The following is a 20,967-nucleotide window of genomic DNA, read 5'->3' on the forward strand; positions in this document are numbered from 1 at the left end:
ATGTAATCCATTACAATTATAATTCAAAATAATTATAGTTATTATAATAATATATTAATTTGGTATTGACAAATAATTCTTACAAAATTACAATCTAATTGTAATCGATTACATTTATGTACTTTGTAATGGAAAGTTTAGAATACTAAAGGTAGGTACCATCATGGCAAATATCCAACAAATCGCTAAAAGGGCGGGAGTTTCAGTCGCAACAGTGTCCAGAGTATTAAATAACTCTAATTCTGTCTCGTCAAAAACGAGAAGTAAGGTCGAGGAAGCCATACAAGAACTAAAATATGCACCAAGTATGCTTGGTAGAAATCTTAGAAATTCGGAGAGTCGTCTCTTACTTGTGCTATTACCGAGTATATCAAACCCATTTTACTCTGAAATCATAAACGGAATTCAGAATACAGCAATCGCAAATGATTATCATATACTGCTTTGCGAAACAGATTCTAAACCAGAAAGAGAAAATATTTACTTTAATATGGTCAAAAACAAACTTGCTGATGGCGTAATTTCGATGGATCCAACCATTAATATGAAGAAACTTAACGAGCTGTACGAGGAGCATCCAATTATACTTTGTAGTGAATATGAGGAGGGTGGCTGCATTCCGTACGTTACAGTTGATAGCGAATTAGCTGCCTACCAAGCAGTCAAACATCTGATTAAATTAGGGAATGAGCGAATTGCATTAATAACTTCTGATGAAAAGTTTCTTTATGCTAGACAAAGACGTGCTGGCTATGAACGTGCATTAGAGGAATTTGGTCTCCCTGTTAGAGAGAATTTGATTTATCACACGAAAGGTCTTGATTTCCAGAACGGTGTACACGCAATGCGTGTGCTACTCCAAGAAGATAATAAGCCAACTGCAGTGTTTGCTGTATCTGACACCCTAGCGATAGGTGCTTTAAAAGTCATTAATATGGAATCAACAACACCAATTGCAGTTGTAGGTTTTGACAATATTAGTTTTTCTAGTATGACTAACCCAACTCTAACAACAGTATCACAGCCCATGTATAATATGGGATGTCATGCAGTTGAAATGCTTATCAGTAGTATTAAAGGCGTTAAGGTAGAGAACATCGTGTTGGAACATGAACTAATCATACGAGAATCCACGATGATTTAAGTTAACTACCATCAAAATAATAGCTAGGAGGTTCATCTTGTGAAGTTTAACGTTGGTATTATTGGCTGCGGCTCCATTACTCGTCTTCGTCACGCTCCTGAGTATAGGGACAATCCTCATGTTCAAGACATCATCTTTTATGACAGGTCTATTGAGCGGGCTGAGAAGCTAGCTAAGGAATTTGGAGGACGTGCTGTTAAAACGCTTGAAGAATTACTCCATGATCCCTCTATTATCGCTATAAGTGACTGTTCTTCTAATGAATCACACCATATCAATACGACGAGGGCCTTATTAAGTGGGAAACATGTCCTATGTGAAAAGCCAATTGCTATTAGCGTTAAGTATGCTGAGGAAATGGCTGAGGCTGAACGTAAATCCGGTAAGATTTTAATGATTGATCATAATCAACGGTTTACAGCAGCACATCAGAAAGCAAAAGAACTGATAGAAAAACAAGAACTTGGCGAGGTTCTTACGTTTAAAACAACTTTTGGCCATGAGGGGCCAGAAAACTGGGGTATTACAAAATCCAATGCTACGTGGTTTTTTAAGAAGGATCGTTCGTACTCGGGGGTTATAGGAGATTTGGGAATTCATAAGATAGACCTAATTCATTGGTTACTAAATGATGAAATCGAGGAAGTACATGGATTTTACGGTGCTCTCGATAAGGTGGATGAAAATGGCAAGTCTATTGAGGTTCCGGATAATGCAGTTTGTGCGCTCAAAACCAAAAAAGGTAGGCTGGGGACAGCGTCTTTTTCGTGGACATATTATGGAGAAGAGGATAATTCCACTACAATATATTGCCGGGAAGGTATTCTCAAAATCTATCATCAAGGATCACCACTCCTTCTAGAGAAAAGGGATGGAACCGTGTTGAAATTTGAATTGGAGAATATCCAAACGAATGATAACCAAACAAGTACTGGTATTATTGATGCTTTTATTGATTGTATTGTTAATGAAAAGGAATCCCCAATTAGTAGTAGCGAAGCAATAGCTTCATTAAAGGTAGTAGAGAAGCTACTCAATATATCGTAAATATCCATTTTAGAATGAAATACATAAAATACTCGTATTCATTTTTTATGGATGTTGGTTTTGGTAGTAAGATTTTGGTAGTTAGCTAGTTGTAATCAACTAGCATTAAATATAATCGCTAATAATGATAACGCTTTCTTAACAGTTTCCTCCCATAGTCATAAGAAGTGAAAGCAACAGTATATAGAAATCAAACCATTTAGATTCATTTTTTTAGAATTATGATGAAAAACAAGGAGGTTTTAAAGTGAAAAAGTTTATGGGTTTGTTCGTCTTACTAGTATTAGTTATGGCCGTAGTTGCAGCATGTGGATCAACGAATACATCAAGTGATGATGGAGATTCAGGTGAATCTGGCAAAAAGTATAAAGTTGGGATTCTAGCTCCTGCAGTAACCCATGGTTGGGTTGCAGCTGTTGCTTATCATGCAGAAGCCCGTGCGAAGGAATTGTCAGATAAAATTGAGTATCAAATTCATACGAGTAGTAATGCTTCCGAAATGACCTCCCAGCTAGATGATTTGAAAACATGGGGAGCGGAAGTAATTGTAGCATTTCCTCAATGGGAAGGCATGGAGATACCAATTCAACAAGCAATGGACGAAGGTATTGAAATAGTTAACTTTGATATTGTTATCGATGTAGATGGTGTATATCGCGTCGCTGGTGATAACTACGACATGGGTGTGCAAGGTGCTAACTACATTACTGAAAAAATTGGCACAGAAGGTAATGTTGTCGTGTTAGAAGTTCCATCAGCAGGGTCAGTTTCTGAACTGCGAACAGCCGGGTTTATGGATACGATTGCAGAGATTGCCCCAGACATGAAAATCCACACATATGCAACAAAATTTACACGAGAAGATGGATTAGCGGATTTCGCTGATATCTTAACAAGTCTTGATCAAATTGATGCTGTATACTCCTTAGATGATGAAACCTCAATAGGTGTATTACAAGCAATTGATGAAGCAGGAAGAGATGATATCAAGGTAGTAACTGGTGGTGGTGGTATGCAAGAATATTTCAAAATGATGCCAGAAAATGAAGAAATCTGGATTCAATCTGCATTATATAGCCCTGCTATGGTAAAAGATGCTGTAGACACAGCGGTAAAGATTCTAGATGGTGAAGAGGTAGATGCTGAAATTATCATCCCAACTACGGTAGTTGATAGAGAGAATCATGAAGAATTCCTAGATTCAGGTTCTCCTTACTAATTCGAGATGAATGTGAAGGGTTATGGCATGGCTATAGCCCCTTTTTTCTAAAGAATGCGATCAAATTGATGATGTTCGTACTAGTTAGTAGCGACCATTAGTTGTTATGAAATTAAATCTATAGTGCTTGGAAGTGATTGCATGAAAGTAGAAATGAATAATATTCGTAAATCCTTTGGGAACAACGATGTGTTAAAAGATGTATCATTTTCGATTCAGGGTGGAGAAATATGTGCATTACTCGGAGAGAATGGCGCAGGTAAATCGACATTAATGAACATTCTTGGGGGTGTAGTGTCAGCTGACGCAGGATCTATCTTTATTGATGGGGTGGAAGTTGATATTCACAATCCTATTCACGCTATGGAAGCTGGAATAGCTTTTATTCACCAAGAATTAAATCTGATTAACGATTTACCAATCTATGAGAATATGTTTCTAGGTAGAGAAATTAAAACAAAGCGAGGTAGTCTGGATTTAAAGAAAATGTATAACAAGACAACAGAAATCTTTAAAAGGATGAACATTGATTTGGATCCAGAAACAATGGTTGGGGAGTTAGATGCTTCTTATAAGCAAATCGTAGAAATTTGCCGGGCGATGATGATGAATGCCACACTTATAATAATGGATGAACCTACGACATCTTTAACTGATTCTGAGATTGAACGAGTTTTTAACATGATGAGAACATTAAAGGAACATGATGTAGGAATCATCTTTATTTCTCATAAGTTAAATGAAGTGATGGAAATCTGTAACCGATACATTGTACTAAGGGATGGTGTGTTAGTGGCTGAGGGGGATGTAAGGAATGTTTCAAAACGAGACTTGGCCAATTATATGGTTGGATTCGACGTTAGAACTGAGTCTCTAAGAAGGAATAGAGAGACAAGTCAGACCTCTCAAGAAATATTGCGAGTAGAAGATTTATCCCATCCTTATTACTTTAGAGATATCCATCTTGCGATTAATGCCGGTGAAATTGTTGGAATAACAGGATTACTTGGGGATGGTAGAAGCGAATTATTTCAGGCAATCTTTGGCGCAGAAAAATATCAGTCAGGGAGAGTGTATTTAAATAGTAAGCAGATAGTAATTAAAAATACATATGAAGCTATAGAAAATGGAATTGCTTACCTCCCACGTAATCGAAAAGAAAATGCCATCATTAAAGATATGAATATAATGGAGAACGCTTCGATTACTACGTGGCCCATGTTTACGAAGCGAGGAATTATTAATAGTCGTAAACACGAAGAGACGTTTGAAGAACATCGAAAAGCTTTGCGGATAAAAATGGGGAGTATTACAGATAGTATCACGAGTTTATCAGGTGGTAATCAACAAAAGGTAGTTCTGGCGAAATGGTTGGCAGCGAATCCAAAAGTGTTGATTCTAGATAATCCCACACAGGGTGTCGATGTTGGTGCAAAGGAAGATATTTACGATATTATTTTGCAATTGGCAGAAGAGGGTATAGCTATTGTTGTGCTATCAAGTGAAGCACAGGAAATTATTAGAGTGTGTGACAGGGCGCTAGTCATGTACCATGGTGCTATTCAGGGCGAATTAAATAATGAGCAGATGAATGAACAAACCATTATGCACTTGGCTACTGGCGGAGGACTTGGTGAAGAGAAGGGAGTACACCAAATATGAAACCAATTTTAAAACCTACTATCGAACAAAAAACGGAAATGGGAAAGACGACCTTTTTAGGATGGTTTAAAAATAAATGGTCTAAGGACCCGTTATTCAGTATTCTAATCGCACTCATGATTATGGTAGTGCTACAAACGATTACCCTTGGCTTTGATTATGGATCATTTGGTGAATGGCTCCAAGCATGGACGAACAACTGGATTAATATTTTACGAAATAATGCTGGTGTTGGAATTGTGGCACTTGGAATGACATTGGTTATTATGACTGGAGGAATCGACCTTTCTGTAGGGTCTACCTTAGTTATTACAGGTGCATTTGCTATGTATCTCTTGGATACAGGTGCACAAGGAATACTAGGTTCTGTCGGAATCACTGGAATTCCAGCAATTTTGCTTACTATTGTTCTTGTACTAGGATTTGGATATTTATTAGGTGCTCTCATTGGAGTGTCTATTACGAAAGGGATGGTTCCCCCGTTTATTGCTACATTAGGAGCAATGATGATTTTTCGAAGTGTTACACAACACTTTACTCAGGGATATAATACATCAGTTCCTGCCGAGTTCTTACAAATTTCAAGTTTTAAGATTGGTAGCTTCATGATTATGCCAATAGTTTATTGGATTATCATTGCAATCATTCTTTACTATGTGTCCAAACGTACAACATTTGGTAGACAGATTATTGCAGTTGGTTCAAATGAAAAAGCAGCCAAGCTTTCCGGTGTAAAGGTTGAAAAAGTGAAGCTACGTGTATATGCATTAATGGGGCTATTAGTCTCAGTTGCTGCAATAATTCAAGTATCACGTATCGGTTCAATGGATTTCTCTAATGCTGGAAGAGGAATGGAAATGGATGCGATAGCTGCTGCAGTTGTCGGAGGAACGAATATGTTAGGTGGTAGAGGGTTTATTCTAGGTACAGTGTACGGAATGTTGATTATCGCAGTTATGAATAACCTACTTAATCTGTTTGGTGTCCCTCCATTTTTAAGGGAAGCTTTTAAAGGAGTAATTGTCATTGTCGCTGTATTATTGCAACGAAAAGAAAAGACTGCTTAGAGAATGTGGATAGCGATGCCTGTTTATTCTCCATGCGAACAAAAAGGGTACAGAGATTCTATAAAGGATCATCATTAACGGTCACCATCTATTTTGCTTTCTCTTGATAGGAGACTAGCAAAATAGTGGTGATCTTTTATTATTTTTGAGTACTTGCCAACTTCATAAATTAAATAATGGTTAGATAGGTATCAGAATTTTATGTTAATATTTAAATGATAATATAAAGTGGGACAAAAGGAGTTATGGTATGTTTCTAGAAGAAGAAGTCTATGAGATGTTAAATTGGGGGTTCGGGTTTGGGATAGGATTACAGTTGATTTTATTTATTGGGATATGGATTAGGTATAAATATGATACGAGATCGTTTATTAATTTTATCGTTTATATCCTTCTATTTTCTGTTGCAGGGTATAATTTACTTTTATCTATTAATACGATTGAAGCCCAAACGGGATTTGGATCAGAGGAAGCATCCTTTAATATGGGGGTTGCCGGTGTATTTTGGATTCTGAGTGCGCTTTTCTTATTGATGGGTGTTAATCGTCTTGTGAAATCCAAAAGGAACATATAGTAAATAAAATATTTGGTGGGTGAATTAGGGGAGGGGAAGATGAAAAAAGTAAAAATAGCTTCCGTTTTTCTGCCTATTGTATTTATTCCTCTGTTAATCTATTACACCTTAAGTATCTTATCATTTAAAGGAAGTATTGCAGAGATAGAAAGTAATGGTCATCTCCTAATTGATTGCCCAGTCCTAGATTTTGGTGCTAGAGATGACCTTGGATATGTTTGTAGAGTTCAGCTATCTGATGAGACGATGATTACGAATGGGAATGGTGATATATTGTCTTTCCATAACCTAGAGTTAGGGGATGCCGTATCCGTTACGCTTTCTAAAAGACAAATGCTCGGAAAAGATGTGAAGAAAAGAGAGGTAATAGCAACAAAGATTATACGTTTGCGACAAGAAGAGAGTCCCTAAAAGCAGGGACTCTATGGTCTAGTCTTCTCTTTCCAGCATATGACTAACTGCACCAATGAGAATACCAAGAGCAGCCCCGCCAATAACCTCAACTGGCATATGACCAAGCATTTCTTTAAGCTCCTTTTCTCGTTTCCGATATGTATATCCTGGATGCTGCTCTGCTAATTTCTCTAACTCCTCATACATATCATTAACCGCAATGGCTGTTTGACCAGCCTGCCATCGTATTCCCATAGCATCATACATCACGATTAAGCTAAAAATACTACTAATTCCAAAGTCCATCGATGAGAAACCATTTTTAAACCCAATATAACTGGATAAGGAAGTAACAGCTGCTGAGTGGGAGCTTGGCATATCGCCAGAGCCGAACATTTTTTTCCAATCCCAGATACCAGTTTCCTTGTAATGCAATGGAACCTTTAAAAATTGTGCTGCACCAATTCCAATTAATGCCGTTGTCATGGCACGATTCAACATAAAACCACCTCAACATAATCTTGTGCATAATGATGTTAGATTATGTGCTTGATAAGTTTCGTATTAACCTTTTTTAATGAAAAAACGCTATTTATTTGAAATATATTTGTAATGAAAATAAACATCACTTTTTATGGGAAATGTTGTATGATAAGTGAAGGATTCTTACTACTTTATAGGGTGATGGCAATGAGAAAAAGAAACAGACTTGATGTTCATCCTGAGGGGTTTAATGAGGAAATTATCGAGGCAATCGAACAGCTTGGAGATTTAAGAGATTTGGAATTAGAAAATTTTATTAGTAGTTTAATCAAACGAAACGACGCGATAAAACGTGCTATTGAGATTCTCCAGTTCTTAGAAACCGTTAATCATGAGAGCACAAGAATTTCGGATAATGATAAGAAGAAATACCAAATCAAAATCAATCAATTGGCAGCAAATCTAAAACCAAAACATCTAACTCCAATGGAGAGACGCTACATATACGAAGAGATTGCAGATCTCATTCGGGATATGGAATCGATTAGACGATATTGGCTACAGAAGTCTATTAAAGGCGTCAAATATGTCGGGGCAGCAGGAGCAGTGGCAGCAGCAGCCATATTCTTACGGAAAAGAAAATAACCGGAAAGAAAACCATTTGCCTAGTTGTGCAAGTGGTTTTTTACTTCGAGTGAATTATTTAAAAATTGCACCTCTACATATAATTTATAATACATTTAACCTTCCTATTTTTGCTTTTACTATTGATTTTTAAAATACGTTGCTCTAGTATTATCTAGTACAAAAATCCTATGCTGAGTCTTTAGACCTATTCTTTGTAGGGACTGATAACTAGATAGGATTGTAATACTAAAAACGTATAACTCCAGGGCCAACTACTTGTGAACCTATTTCACCACTTCACATTAAGGCGGTACCTAGGTTTTCTGTTTTTACTTATCTAGGGAAGGTGATAGTGATGGTGAAAAAGAAACAAGGTTCAATGAAAAAAGGAAATGGTAAAATATCATTTCAAAATATTACAATTGGCAGAAAGTATGGCATCGTTCTCGCGATCATTCTAGTATTATTTGGTGCATCATCAAGTGCTGGTGCTATATTAATTGGGAATATAGGCAGCAATGTTACAGAGGTAGAGCGGAGTGGAGCCCGTGCCATTGAAATGACGGAAATGGGTTCTTTAACAAGAGCAAAAAGTATTCGGATTGTAAATTATTGGGCTACAGGAAATGAAGCGCTTATCGATGAATTCAATGAGCGCCGAGAAAAATTCAACCAGCTAGAAGCAACTTTAAGACCAATTATGGATACAGAAGCACAGATAGAGCTATTTGACCAAATTATCGAGCAAGACAAATTGCTCAATGATTTATTTGAAAGTAACATTGTTCCAGCTGTTCAAGAAGGTAGCACGGTGAAAGCAGAAAATTATGTTGGACAAGCGAATAAAATTAGAACTGAAATGGTTAACTTATTAGAAAAACTAAAAGAAATTGTCATTAAGGAAAGAGAAATAGCGGTAAACGAAGCTAAGGATAGTCAAAGGATCACTTTTATCGTACAAATATCATCCCTAGTTGTATCTATAATTATCGGAATAGCTTTATTTGCCGTTATTAGTAGAGTAGTATCACGTAATTTAAACAAAGTAGTTGAAGTAAGTGATAAGATCTCTTCAGGTGATTTAACCATAGAACATATCGATTATGAAGGTAAAGATGAAATTGGACGACTTGCAGCATCCATCAATGGTATGGGAGATAGTTTACGTACTATTATTACCCAAGTGACAAATGTATCTGAAACGGTTACAAGTCAGAGTGAGGAATTAACTCAGTCGGCAAACGAAGTAAAAGCAGGATCAGAACAAGTGGCAACAACGATGCAAGAGCTTTCGGCTGGAACAGAAACGCAGGCCAATAGTGCTAGTGAATTATCTTCTGTAATGGGATCGTTTGTCATGAAAGTAAGAGATGCAAATGGTAAAGGAATAAGCGTTGGGGAGAACTCTAAAGAGGTTCTACATTTAACGAATGAAGGGCATCAACTAATGTTAAGCTCAACAGAGCAAATGAAACGAATTAATCAAATTGTACGTGAAGCAGTACAAAGAGTAGATAGTTTAGAGAAACAGTCACAGCAAATTTCTAATTTGGTAACCGTGATTAAAGATGTTGCCGAACAAACAAATCTTCTAGCATTAAACGCAGCCATTGAAGCAGCAAGAGCTGGTGAACATGGTAAGGGTTTTGCTGTGGTTGCTGATGAGGTACGAAAGCTTGCTGAACAAGTATCTAGTTCTGTAACAGATATTACAAGGATTGTATCAACTATACAGAACGAGACAAGTCTCGTAACCGAGTCACTTCGTGGTGGATACGATCAAGTTCAGGAAGGAACAAACCAAATTGAAACAACAGGTCAAACCTTTGAGACTATTAATGAAGCAGTAGCCCACATGGTAGAGGATATTACTAGTATATCGGATAACCTGGCAGAAATTGCAGAGAACAGTCAGAAAATGGGTGCTTCCATAGAGGAAATGGCGGCTATTTCTGAGGAATCAGCAGCAGGAGTAGAACAGACATCTGCTTCTACACAACAAACGAGTAGTATTATGGAAGAAGTTGCAGGTAGTTCGGAGCAATTATCTAAATTAGCTGAAGAATTAAATCGATTAGTAAGACAATTTAAATTATAAATTATGATAAGGTCATAGCTCTCTAGCTAGAGCTATGACCTTTAGCATTACTGGGTTAAATATTTCCAATGTAATATTTTGTAGAATCATATTGATTTTTGTTAGTACATGTATATATACTGGGTAGTATAGTTCTTTTTTACTATGACTATCGAAAGTGAAAATTATAGCTAAAGTTGATATATATATAAGTTTTTTAACAAAAGTGGGGAGTAAGTAGCCTTATATTAAAAGGGGGAACTTTAATGACATCGACAGAGGAAAGAAGTAAGGCCATAACGAGTCTATTAAACGGAACGATTATGTCCGTTAAAAATACAATACCAGTCCAACATACCATTGGAAAGCCGCAATTATCAGGTGAATCATTAAAGCTTCAATTTGGCGTTCTTATTGGAATCACTGGTGATATCAAAGGGAAATTAGTTCTATCTGGTGAGTCCAACGTATTTAGCTCTATTGGCGAAGCGATGTTTGGCATGCCAATACAGGATGAAATGCTTGTCTCATTAAGTGGAGAACTAGGGAATATTATCGCAGGTGGACTCTCAACTAATATTGTTCAAAGCGGATTAAAAACAGATATAACTGCGCCAACTATTATTGAGGGAAATATGACGATTTCAGGCTACGAACGAGTTATTCAATTACCAGTTTTATTTAATGCAATTGGTGAACTAGACCTATTCCTAATCATTGATTAGGATTCTAGTTCTTACATAGTTGTTGTTAATATTTGACAAATTACTACAATATAGTGGAATATCATATCATAGATATTATTGTAATGGGGGATAAAAATGGCAAGGGTATTAATCACCGATGATGCCGCATTCATGCGCATGCAGTTAAAAGATATTATTTCAAAACTTGGGCATGAGGTTGTTGGGGAAGCTGACAACGGTGCCACTGCGGTACAACTAGCAGATGAGTTAAAGCCAGATTTAATTACGATGGATATTACTATGCCGGAGATGAATGGAGTCGATGCGACTCGCTCCATAAGAGGGACTAACCCCGACGTGAAGATAATCGTTTGCTCCGCAATGGGACAACAAAGCATGGTTGTTGATGCGATACAAGCTGGGGCAAATGACTTTGTTGTGAAGCCTTTTAATGCTGAACGTATAAAAGAATCAATTGATCGCGTGTTATCATAAAAAGTAGGTAGTTGATTAGGGATAATCAACTACCTACTTTTTTCTGTTTTTAGTAAAGAAACATGCCTATATAAGGGAAATCAGTTATGGAAACCTTTTCAAATTCATATCGTACTGTTTGAGGTTTCGGAGGAGTATATGATACATTACTAATGTAATTACTAGATTGATATAGGAGTTGGCATAATGCATAAGCAGTGGTGGAAGGAAAGCGTTGTATATCAAATATATCCTCGTAGTTTTAAGGACAGTAATGGGGATGGAATTGGTGATATTAAAGGGATTACAGAAAAACTAGATTATTTAAAAGAACTTGGAATTGATGTGATTTGGTTATCGCCAGTCTATCAATCGCCAAATGATGATAACGGTTACGATATTAGCAATTATCAAAGTATTATGGATGAATTCGGTACGATGGGTGATTGGGAGAATCTACTTGCTGAGATTCATAAACGAGATATGAAATTAATTATGGATTTAGTAGTGAACCACTCTTCAGATGAGCATGCTTGGTTTATCGAAAGTCGTAAGTCAAAAGATAACCCATACCGGGATTATTATATTTGGCGTCCAGGTAAAGATGGGAAGGAACCGAATAACTGGGAATCTACGTTTAGTGGAAGTGCATGGGAATATGATGAAGTAACGGATGAATATTTCCTACACCTTTTTAGTAGAAAACAACCTGACTTGAACTGGGAGAATGAGAAGCTTCGCGATGAAGTGTACTCGATGATGAAATGGTGGTTAGATAAAGGCATTGATGGATTTAGAATGGATGTCATCAATTTAATTTCGAAAGATCCTGAGTTACCTGATGCACCGAATCCTGAAGGAAGACCATATGTAGGTGGTGGACAGTATTATGTAAATGGTCCACGCATTCATGAATACCTACAGGAAATGAATCAAGAGGTATTATCCCAATACGATATTCTAACAGTTGGGGAAATGCCTGGAGCAAGTGTTGAGGATGCAAAGCTTTATACGGATCCAGAACGTCATGAGGTCAACATGATATTTACATTTGAACATATGGATCTTGATTCGGGTCCGAAAGGAAAATGGGATTTAAGACCGTTTAATTTACTTGCCCTTAAAGAGAATATTACGAAATGGCAGACTGGTTTACATGGTGTTGGTTGGAATAGTTTGTATTTGAATAACCATGACCAACCAAGAATGGTTTCTCGTTTTGGCAATGATAAAGAATATCGCTTAGAATCAGCCAAAATGCTTGCTACCTTCCTTCATCTGCTACAAGGTACGCCTTATGTCTACCAAGGGGAAGAAATAGGGATGACGAATGTACGTTTTGAGTCAATTGACCAATATAAGGATATTGAAACATTGAATATGTACCGGGAAAAGGTAATCGAAGGTAACGAATCTCATGAAAAGGTAATGGAGTCTATCTATACGAAAGGCCGTGACAATGCACGTACGCCAATGCAGTGGGATGCTAGTGAACATGCTGGGTTTACAACTGGAACCCCTTGGCTTGAGGTGAATCCAAACTTCAAAGAAATTAATGCAGAACTAGCGGTACAGGATGAGAACTCTATCTTTCATTATTATCGTAAACTGATCGCTTTACGAAAGGAAAACCCGATTATGGTATATGGAGAGTATCAATTAATAGACGAAGAAAATGATAAGGTTTACAGTTATTTGCGCAAATATGAAGACCAAACTTTATTAGTGATAACAAACTTTACTGGTCAAGAAATTGCTTATGGTATCCAATCAGAGGACTTGAAGAGAGGTAATCTGTTAATTGGTAATTACCAAGATGCCCCAGTGACATTCACAGGTTCAGTAACATTACGTCCTTATGAGGCACTGGTTTACAAATTCTAATTTTATAATAGCAATGTATCCACTCAGATACATTGCTATTTTTTCTTGAATAAATTAATCTTGAGATAGAATGGAAAAATATTGTATTATTATGCTCAGGGAGCATTGCCTTAAAAGGAGGACTTGGTTTGGTTACAATAAAGGATATCGCGGAAATGGCAGGAGTATCTCGGACAACTGTATCCCGTGTATTAAATAATTCAGGATATGTTAGTGAAGATGCCAGGAAGCGTGTGGAAAAAGTTATTGAAGAAACAAGCTATGCACCAAGTGAACATGCAAAGTCTCTACGTACCAAGAAAACGAAAGTCATTGGTGTTATTCTTCCAACTATCCAAACCGAAACTCCTAGTAGGATTGTAACAGGACTTGGAAAAGAACTATCGGAAAATGGTTATCAAATATTACTAGCGAACACGAATCTAGACAAAGCGAAAGAACTAGAGTATCTGGAACTACTTCGTTTGCGTCAAGTGGATGGGATTGTACTAATTGCTACCAATACGGAATCAGAATTATTAGATAAAATCAAAACATTGAATATACCAGTGGTGATTGTTGGGCAAGAGGTAGAAGAAGACATCATGTATGTCACTTATGATGATTATCATGCTGCACGGGATCTAACATCCCTACTCATACAGAGGGGACACAGTAAGATTGCGTTTATCGGAGTAGACGAAGCGGATCGCTCAGTTGGGTATTTACGGAAAAAAGGCTTTTTAGATGAAATGAAGGCAAGTGGTCTAACTGTAGAGCCTGAATGGGTACAAAAAGCAATTTTTAACATAAATTCAGGTCATCACGCAATGGAGAATATATTATCTAAGGCGGTTGATACGCCTACTGCTACCATCGCGGTAACCGATCGTCTTGCTATAGGGGCAATGAGTTATTTAAGGGAAAATGGAATTGGAATACCAGATCAAATGGCTATTGCGGGATTTGGGGCATCAGAAATGTCTCAATACCTCATTCCATCTTTAACTACGATTGATTATCAAAATGAAATGGCAGGCGAGGAAGCGGCTAAACAATTATTGGCTAAGTTGCACTCTAAAAAATATCAAGAACAAATTATATTAAGTTATAGACTTCTTGTCCGGGACAGTGTATGATAGTAAGTGAAATCGATTCCATATGAAAAAAGTATCATGATGGAATCGATTCCCATACTATTTTTAAGTATATATTCATACACTATACAAAACATAATAATGGAAGCGGCTCCATAAGGGAGAAGAGAGAACATTATTTTTATTCTTTATCCAAAATGTGAAATCGATTCCATAAAAACGGGAGGGAATTTTATGTCAGAAAACAGAAGAATAGCACAGGAAATTATTCAGGCTATAGGAGGAACAGAAAATATTAAATCTGTCACTCACTGTGCTACAAGACTACGTTTCATCATTCATGAAGAGGAAAAAGTGAATAAGGATCAAGTTGAGAATGTAGATAAAGTAAAAGGGGCATTTTTCAACTCTGGTCAATACCAGATTATTCTTGGTACAGGAACAGTTAATAAGGTCTATGAAGAAGTTGAGAAATTTGATGTGAATAAGATGACACAGGAAGAACAAAAGGAAGAAGCTAATCAACAGAGAAATAAATTCCAACGTGCCATTCGTACATTTGGAGATGTTTTCGTCCCAATCATCCCAGTTCTAGTAGCAACCGGTTTATTTATGGGACTTCGTGGTTTATTAATGCAAGAACAAATATTATCTCTATTTGGATTAACACCTGACGATATTTCAAGCAATTTTCTTTTATATACAGAAATCTTAACGGATACTGCATTTATTTTCTTACCTGCGTTAATTGCTTGGTCTACATTTAGAGTGTTTGGTGGAACACCGATTATTGGTATGGTTCTAGGATTAATGTTAGTTAGTCCATCGCTTCCAAATGCTTGGGGAGTTGCAACTGGCGCTGAGCCACTTTATTTCTTTGATTTTATTCCAGTAGTAGGATATCAAGGTGCAGTACTGCCGGCATTTATTGCTGGTATTATCGGGGCAAAGTTAGAGCGAGTAATTCGTAAGCGAGTTCCTGAAGCACTAGACTTAATTGTTACGCCATTCTTGACATTATTAATTATGAGTATTGCAGCATTATTTGTAATTGGTCCTGTTTTCCATACAGTGGAAGGATATATTTTAGATGCAGCATTATGGGTATTAGATTTACCATTGGGACTTGCTGGTATTCTGCTTGGTGGGTTAAACCAAATTATCGTTATCACAGGGGTACACCATATTTTCAACATGCTTGAAATTCAACTACTTGAAAGTCTAGGAAATAATCCATATAACGCGATTGTAACAAGTGCCGTAGCTGCACAGGGTGGTGCAACATTAGCTGTCGCACTTAAAACAAAACGAAAAAACTAAAAGCATTAGCAATGCCTTCATCATTATCAGCATTTTTAGGGATTACAGAGCCGGCGATATTCGGGGTAAATCTCCGCTATGGAAAACCATTTCTTATGGGATTAATTGGTGGTGCAGCTGGTGGATTTGTAGCATCCATTTTAAATCTTGCTGGTACTGGAATGGCGATTACTGTAATTCCAGGTACACTCCTATATTTAAATGAACAACTACCATTATATATTTTAGCGAATGTAATAGCGATCGGAGTTGCATTTGCTCTAACTTGGATGTTCGGATATTCCGATAAGAAAGCCGAACAACTAGAAAAGTAAGAGAAGGAGTTAGCTATGAAGCAGACATCGTTAGAAATGCAAAACACGGTTTATCAAAGAATAGCTGAATATAAACAAATGGTTGCAAGCGATCCTTATCGCTTGCATTACCATTTGATGCCACCAATTGGCTTATTAAATGACCCAAATGGGTTTGTATTCTTCCGTGGCAACTATCATATCTTTTACCAGTGGAACCCGTTTGAAACGGCACATGGTGCCAAGTTTTGGGGGCATTATATTTCTAATGATTTAGTTCACTGGCAAGAAGCGCCTATCGCACTTGCTCCAGATAGTTGGTATGACAAAAACGGATGTTATTCCGGTAGTACGGTTGTCCATGATGATAAAATGTATGTATTTTATACGGGTAATGTGAAAAATCAGTACGGTGAACGTGAATCATACCAATGTTTGGCCATCTCGGAAGATGGGATAATCTTTGAAAAAATGGGGCCGATCATTGAAGTCCCTGAAGGATATACCGCACATTTCCGTGATCCGAAGGTCTTTCAGCAGAACGATAGGTGGTATATGGTACTAGGAGCTCAAACACTTGAGGAAAAGGGTGAGGCTGTTCTATATTCCTCTTCGAATCTCTTGAACTGGAATTTTGAAGGAACAATAGCTGGTAGTGAAAAAAATGCGTTAGGCGAATTTGGGTATATGTGGGAATGTCCTGATTTCATTACATTAGATGGACAGGATATATTGCTTGTCTGTCCGCAAGGGTTAACTCAAAAAGGATACGATTATCAAAATATATTTCAGTCGGGTTATTTTGTAGGTAAAGCAGAATTGAATAAAGCTACTTTTCGTCATGGAGAATTTCATGAGTTAGACCATGGATTTGACTTTTATGCACCACAAACTACGACAGATGCAAAGGGAAGACATTTATTGTTTGGGTGGATGGGAAATGCTGAAGAAGAAGGGGTTATTCAACCAACTGTTAAATATGAATGGATCCATGCGCTAACCATTCCACGTAAGCTAACATGGCAGAATGGAAAACTTCTACAACAACCAGTTGAAGAGCTCAGGCAACTTCGTACGAACGAACTTCGCTATGTGAACACGGATCTTTCGAACATGAAATTGGAAGGTGGAGAGGTTTTTGAAATGCTATTAGAAGTCAATCAGTGGAAGGGCAAAAGTTTCTCCATGAAGATTGGGAATACGACTTCAATTTCCTATGACGCTATAACCAAAACACTTACCTTTGAAAGGCAATCATTTCATACTAACGGTAAGCTTGAGCAACGGTATTGTGTGCTGGATAGTTTACAATCCTTTCATATATTCAAGGACACATCATCAATCGAGATTTTTATCAATCACGGTGAGAGAGTCTTATCATCTAGAGTTTTTGACAATCTAGACAATAAAGAAATTATTTTTCATGTTGATGGTATGGTAGAAGCAACCATAAGTAAATGGAATCTGACCCGAGTAACTGCATATTAAGGGAAAGGAAGTGTTTTGTGGTGCTGGATGTAATTGGGTTGGGGGAGATTTTAATTGACTTCACCCCTCAACAACTAGAACAAGGTAATCCAAGTTATGTAGCTAATCCTGGTGGTGCACCAGGAAATGTGATGGTAGCTCTATCATGTCTCGGGGAACGTACTGGAATGATTGCTAGTGTTGGCCAAGACCAATTTGGGGAAATGCTAAAGGAAACTCTCAAGGGAAAAGGAGTTAATATTGAAGGGATCGTCCAAGTGGATACACCGACAACACTAGCTTTCGTGCATATCGGCAACAATGGTGAACGTTCCTTTAGCTTTTATCGGAAACCTGGAGCAGATATGATGCTGAAGAAAGATGATGTTCCCTTAGAATTAATTAAAGGATCTAAGGTGTTTCATATAGGGTCAATTTCGTTAACAGATGAGCCAGTAAGAGAAGCAACCTTAGCGGCGGTTTCCTATGCTAAGGATAACGGAGTTCTTATTTCATATGATCCTAACCTTAGACCGGCTCTTTGGTCCAGCTTAGATGAGGCCAAAAAATGGATAGAGGAAATTCTTCCAATTGCTGATATTGTCAAATTATCGGAGGAAGAACTTGAGTTTCTTACAGATATAAAGGATATAAAAGATGCTGCAAATAGATTGCTTCTAGCATATAATATTCCCTTGTTACTGATAACATGTGGAACAAATGGAAGCTATGTTTTTTCAGGTGAAAAAAATGTGTATGTTCCAGGGTTTACCGTGAATGCTATCGATACTACTGGATGTGGAGATGCATTCTTTGCAGGTGTTCTCCATATGTTACTGGAGAAAAAGTTAGTTGGAAAGCCAGTATTAACGAAAGACTTGAGAGAAATCCTTCTAACTGGCAACGCGATGGGAGCAATCGTTGCAACCAAAAGAGGCGCTATACCTGCTATGCCGGATAAAAAAGAGCTAGAAAAGTTTTTACAATCACATACATGATCAATAGTACCAGATATAACAAAACGGAAGAGTGTTTTGTTGTATCTGGTACTTTTTACTTAGATTATTTTTTGTAAAAAAAGGAATATAACGTATAAGTTGATAAAAATAGGAGGTCTGCATGAAAGAAAATAAACGGATGAAGAAGCTATCGTTAGAAGAAATCGAAAAAAAGCGAATCGAAATGCTTGAAGAAGCGAAGTATCATGGTATAAGCAGCCCGATTGTACTAAAGAAAAGTGAAGAGTTGGACAAGCTAATTATAGACTTCATGAAAAAGTAAACTTTCCTCTTACTAAATGCCCCTTGACTCCCAATTTGCCTAGTTACAAAAACCTCTATATTTCTGGAAAAATATTTTTCCTACTCATTCTAGTAGGAAAAATATTTTTGCAGAAATTATAGAAAACGAATAGAATAGTAAAGGTCCCTGAATAAATAAAACTTCCATGAATAGAATGTTATAAAAACTGTAAGGAGGGATTTTATGCTTGGTTCTATAACGAATTTTTTTGATCGAATCGTTCGTAGGTATTTACCAGATGCATTTATTTTTGCAATCATACTTACCTTTGTAGTACTAGTTTTAGGACTTGTTTTTACGGAAAGCTCACCTGTTGATATGGTAGAATACTGGGGTGGTGGATTCTGGGACTTACTAGAATTTGCTATGCAAATGTCATTAGTTGTTGTGACTGGTTACATATTAGCTAACAGTCCAGTAGTAAAAAAGTCTTTGGAGAAAATTAGTAGTCTAGCCAAAACACCTGGACAAGCAGTGGTCCTTGTAACATTGATTGCTACGATTGCGTGTTTAATTAACTATGGGTTTGGGTTGGTTGTAGGAGCACTGTTTGCCATTCATGTTGCGAAAAGAGTACCTTCTGCTGACTATCGACTATTGATAGCTAGTGCCTATAGTGGATTTTTAGTATGGCATGGTGGATTATCTGGGTCTGTTCCACTTACCATTGCAACAGAAAGTCATGTATTAGAGGAAAAGATAGGGATTATCCCAGTGACGGAGACATTATTTGCTGGTCCTAATCTATTCATAGTGGGTTCTCTTCTCATAACATTACCATTATTAAATCGATTATTAATGAAGTCCACACAAAGTGTTGGGAAGATTGATCCGGAATTATTGGCACTTCAACAAAGCAAAATGGAAAATGTAGAAGTAGAAGAAACAGTCTATGATAAGGAAAAAACTCCAGCAGATCGCTTGGAGAACAGTCGATTTATTTCCTACCTGGTAGGGATCCTTGGCTTAGCATTTGTTATCTATCATTTCGTTGAGAATGGCTTTGATCTGAATATTAATATTGTTAATTTTATCTTTCTATTCTTAGGCGTCATTTTTCATGGTACTCCGAGAAATTTCTTAAACAGTGTATCTGGAGCAGTTAAAAATGCTGGAGGGATTATCGTTCAGTTTCCTTTCTATGCAGGTATTATTGGTATGATGCAAAGCTCAGGGCTTTCTGATCAAATTTCTTTTTGGTTTGTAGATATCGCTAACGAATTTACTTTGCCATGGTTAAGCTTTATGAGTGCAGGATTATTGAACTTCTTTGTGCCATCTGGTGGTGGTCAGTGGGCAATTCAAGGTCCCATTATGATGGAAGCGGCAATGAACCTTGGAGCAGATACCGCCAAAACTGCGATGGCAGTTGCATGGGGAGATGCATGGACAAATATGATTCAACCTTTCTGGGCACTACCTATATTGGCAATTGCAGGGCTAAAGGTTCGTGATATCATGGGATTCTGTGTCATGGTATTATTATGGAGCTTTATCCCAATATCAATAGGGTTATTACTGTTCTAGTGAAGAAAAGCAGCAAAACAGAAATGTTTTGTTGCTTTTTTTTGCAGATAGGAAAGTATAATAATCTTTCTCGTCTGAATAAGAAAAACTACCGCACTCACAAAAGGACGAATGAATGCTAGTTCATCTAGTGTTTTTTTATAAAATCTTGCTAGGGAAAATATTGAAGCCAAGTATGATAAGAAAGAACGTACAAGATCTGAAAGGAAATAATGGTTTAAATAATGTTTGATTCTAATAAGGAATGGGTATATATAACTAGTTATCAAAAAATCAATTGTAAATATTGAAAAAATTGTTGTAAAAGTAAAGATTAATTATTGAATTATTGGAAGATTGGTGTAGAATAGGTAATAAGTATTAGTAATTAAATACCTAATGAAAAAGGCAAACTATTCGAAAGGGTAGGACGCAAAGCTTAGGGTCTAATGGCACACAAAGCCAACGATCGCCTGGCTACCAAAAATAGTATTGTATTTTGGCTGTTCACTTATACGAACAGTCATTTTTATATTGTGATGCTGCCCCTTTAAATTACCTAGACAACTAACAGAAATTGATTGAAATATTGGAAGATAGCGGCGACATATTATCATTACTAGCGTTCAAGTAGGAAGGTTAGGGTATCCTGCTACAAGAACACTG

The 20,967-nt window shown here is 37.1% G+C and carries 18 protein-coding genes, 1 pseudogene and 1 riboswitch; of the genes and pseudogenes, 18 read left to right on the plus strand and 1 reads right to left on the minus strand.

What is annotated here, in order from left to right; genetic code table 11:
• Positions 1 to 163: 163 nt before the first annotated feature.
• The 7 genes from G5W_RS0106780 to G5W_RS0106810 all read left to right on the plus strand — a co-directional run bounded on the left by G5W_RS0106780 (position 164) and on the right by G5W_RS0106810 (position 7,124).
• Positions 164 to 1,144 (plus strand): LacI family DNA-binding transcriptional regulator, encoded by a 981-nt coding sequence (locus tag G5W_RS0106780; protein WP_010095289.1) that lies wholly within the window; start codon positions 164 to 166, stop codon positions 1,142 to 1,144.
• A 39-nt stretch (positions 1,145 to 1,183) separates the two neighbouring features.
• Complete coding sequence (locus G5W_RS0106785) at positions 1,184 to 2,191, plus strand: Gfo/Idh/MocA family protein (RefSeq protein ID WP_010095291.1); 1,008 nt, start codon at positions 1,184 to 1,186, stop codon at positions 2,189 to 2,191.
• A 247-nt stretch (positions 2,192 to 2,438) separates the two neighbouring features.
• Positions 2,439 to 3,410, plus strand: coding sequence for an ABC transporter substrate-binding protein (locus G5W_RS0106790; RefSeq protein ID WP_010095293.1), 972 nt, complete (start codon positions 2,439 to 2,441; stop codon positions 3,408 to 3,410).
• Positions 3,411 to 3,551: 141 nt separating this feature from the next.
• The gene (locus G5W_RS0106795; protein ID WP_010095295.1) at positions 3,552 to 5,072 is read left to right on the plus strand and encodes a sugar ABC transporter ATP-binding protein; all 1,521 of its coding nucleotides are present in this window, start codon (positions 3,552 to 3,554) and stop codon (positions 5,070 to 5,072) included.
• Positions 5,069 to 6,139, plus strand: coding sequence for an ABC transporter permease (locus G5W_RS0106800; protein WP_010095297.1), 1,071 nt, complete (start codon positions 5,069 to 5,071; stop codon positions 6,137 to 6,139). The genes G5W_RS0106795 and G5W_RS0106800 overlap by 4 nt, the downstream gene beginning before the upstream one ends.
• Before the next feature lie 250 nt (positions 6,140 to 6,389).
• The gene (locus tag G5W_RS0106805; protein WP_010095299.1) at positions 6,390 to 6,713 is read left to right on the plus strand and encodes a hypothetical protein; all 324 of its coding nucleotides are present in this window, start codon (positions 6,390 to 6,392) and stop codon (positions 6,711 to 6,713) included.
• Positions 6,714 to 6,752: 39 nt separating this feature from the next.
• Positions 6,753 to 7,124: a hypothetical protein gene (locus tag G5W_RS0106810; protein ID WP_010095300.1), complete on the plus strand. Its 372-nt coding sequence runs from the start codon at positions 6,753 to 6,755 to the stop codon at positions 7,122 to 7,124.
• A gap of 18 nt (positions 7,125 to 7,142) precedes the next feature.
• Here G5W_RS0106810 and G5W_RS0106815 read toward each other — a convergent pair whose 3' ends face one another.
• Complete coding sequence (locus G5W_RS0106815) at positions 7,143 to 7,604, minus strand: divergent PAP2 family protein (RefSeq protein ID WP_010095301.1); 462 nt, start codon at positions 7,602 to 7,604, stop codon at positions 7,143 to 7,145.
• Between the two features lie 192 nt (positions 7,605 to 7,796).
• Here G5W_RS0106815 and G5W_RS0106820 point away from each other — a divergent pair, with 192 nt between their 5' ends.
• From G5W_RS0106820 to G5W_RS0106870, 11 genes and pseudogenes are all read left to right on the plus strand, one after another.
• Positions 7,797 to 8,234, plus strand: coding sequence for a hypothetical protein (locus G5W_RS0106820; protein WP_138918981.1), 438 nt, complete (start codon positions 7,797 to 7,799; stop codon positions 8,232 to 8,234).
• Positions 8,235 to 8,571: 337 nt separating this feature from the next.
• The gene (locus G5W_RS0106825) at positions 8,572 to 10,314 is read left to right on the plus strand and encodes a methyl-accepting chemotaxis protein (RefSeq protein WP_010095303.1); all 1,743 of its coding nucleotides are present in this window, start codon (positions 8,572 to 8,574) and stop codon (positions 10,312 to 10,314) included.
• Between the two features lie 245 nt (positions 10,315 to 10,559).
• Positions 10,560 to 11,018, plus strand: coding sequence for a chemotaxis protein CheX (locus G5W_RS0106830; protein ID WP_010095304.1), 459 nt, complete (start codon positions 10,560 to 10,562; stop codon positions 11,016 to 11,018).
• A gap of 96 nt (positions 11,019 to 11,114) precedes the next feature.
• Positions 11,115 to 11,474 (plus strand): response regulator, encoded by a 360-nt coding sequence (locus tag G5W_RS0106835; protein ID WP_010095305.1) that lies wholly within the window; start codon positions 11,115 to 11,117, stop codon positions 11,472 to 11,474.
• 186 nt (positions 11,475 to 11,660) lie between these two features.
• On the plus strand, positions 11,661 to 13,337 hold the full coding sequence (locus G5W_RS0106840) for a glycoside hydrolase family 13 protein (RefSeq protein ID WP_010095307.1): 1,677 nt from the start codon (positions 11,661 to 11,663) through the stop codon (positions 13,335 to 13,337).
• Positions 13,338 to 13,465: 128 nt separating this feature from the next.
• The gene (locus tag G5W_RS0106845; RefSeq protein ID WP_010095309.1) at positions 13,466 to 14,455 is read left to right on the plus strand and encodes a LacI family DNA-binding transcriptional regulator; all 990 of its coding nucleotides are present in this window, start codon (positions 13,466 to 13,468) and stop codon (positions 14,453 to 14,455) included.
• Positions 14,456 to 14,647: 192 nt separating this feature from the next.
• Positions 14,648 to 16,047: pseudogene (locus G5W_RS22050) on the plus strand (sucrose-specific PTS transporter subunit IIBC).
• A 15-nt stretch (positions 16,048 to 16,062) separates the two neighbouring features.
• Complete coding sequence (locus G5W_RS0106855) at positions 16,063 to 17,514, plus strand: glycoside hydrolase family 32 protein (protein ID WP_010095311.1); 1,452 nt, start codon at positions 16,063 to 16,065, stop codon at positions 17,512 to 17,514.
• A gap of 20 nt (positions 17,515 to 17,534) precedes the next feature.
• On the plus strand, positions 17,535 to 18,491 hold the full coding sequence (locus G5W_RS0106860) for a carbohydrate kinase family protein (RefSeq protein WP_010095312.1): 957 nt from the start codon (positions 17,535 to 17,537) through the stop codon (positions 18,489 to 18,491).
• 121 nt (positions 18,492 to 18,612) lie between these two features.
• Positions 18,613 to 18,774: an aspartyl-phosphate phosphatase Spo0E family protein gene (locus G5W_RS23185; protein ID WP_010095313.1), complete on the plus strand. Its 162-nt coding sequence runs from the start codon at positions 18,613 to 18,615 to the stop codon at positions 18,772 to 18,774.
• Positions 18,775 to 18,978: 204 nt separating this feature from the next.
• Positions 18,979 to 20,322 carry a short-chain fatty acid transporter gene (locus G5W_RS0106870; protein WP_010095314.1) on the plus strand — a complete coding sequence of 448 codons (1,344 nt, stop codon included), beginning with the start codon at positions 18,979 to 18,981 and terminating at the stop codon, positions 20,320 to 20,322.
• 376 nt (positions 20,323 to 20,698) lie between these two features.
• Positions 20,699 to 20,786, plus strand: a riboswitch (cyclic di-GMP riboswitch).
• The last annotated feature ends 181 nt before the right edge of the window (positions 20,787 to 20,967 follow it).

It is taken from the genome of Ornithinibacillus scapharcae TW25 (assembly GCF_000190475.1).
Classification (GTDB): domain Bacteria; phylum Bacillota; class Bacilli; order Bacillales; family Amphibacillaceae; genus Ornithinibacillus; species Ornithinibacillus scapharcae.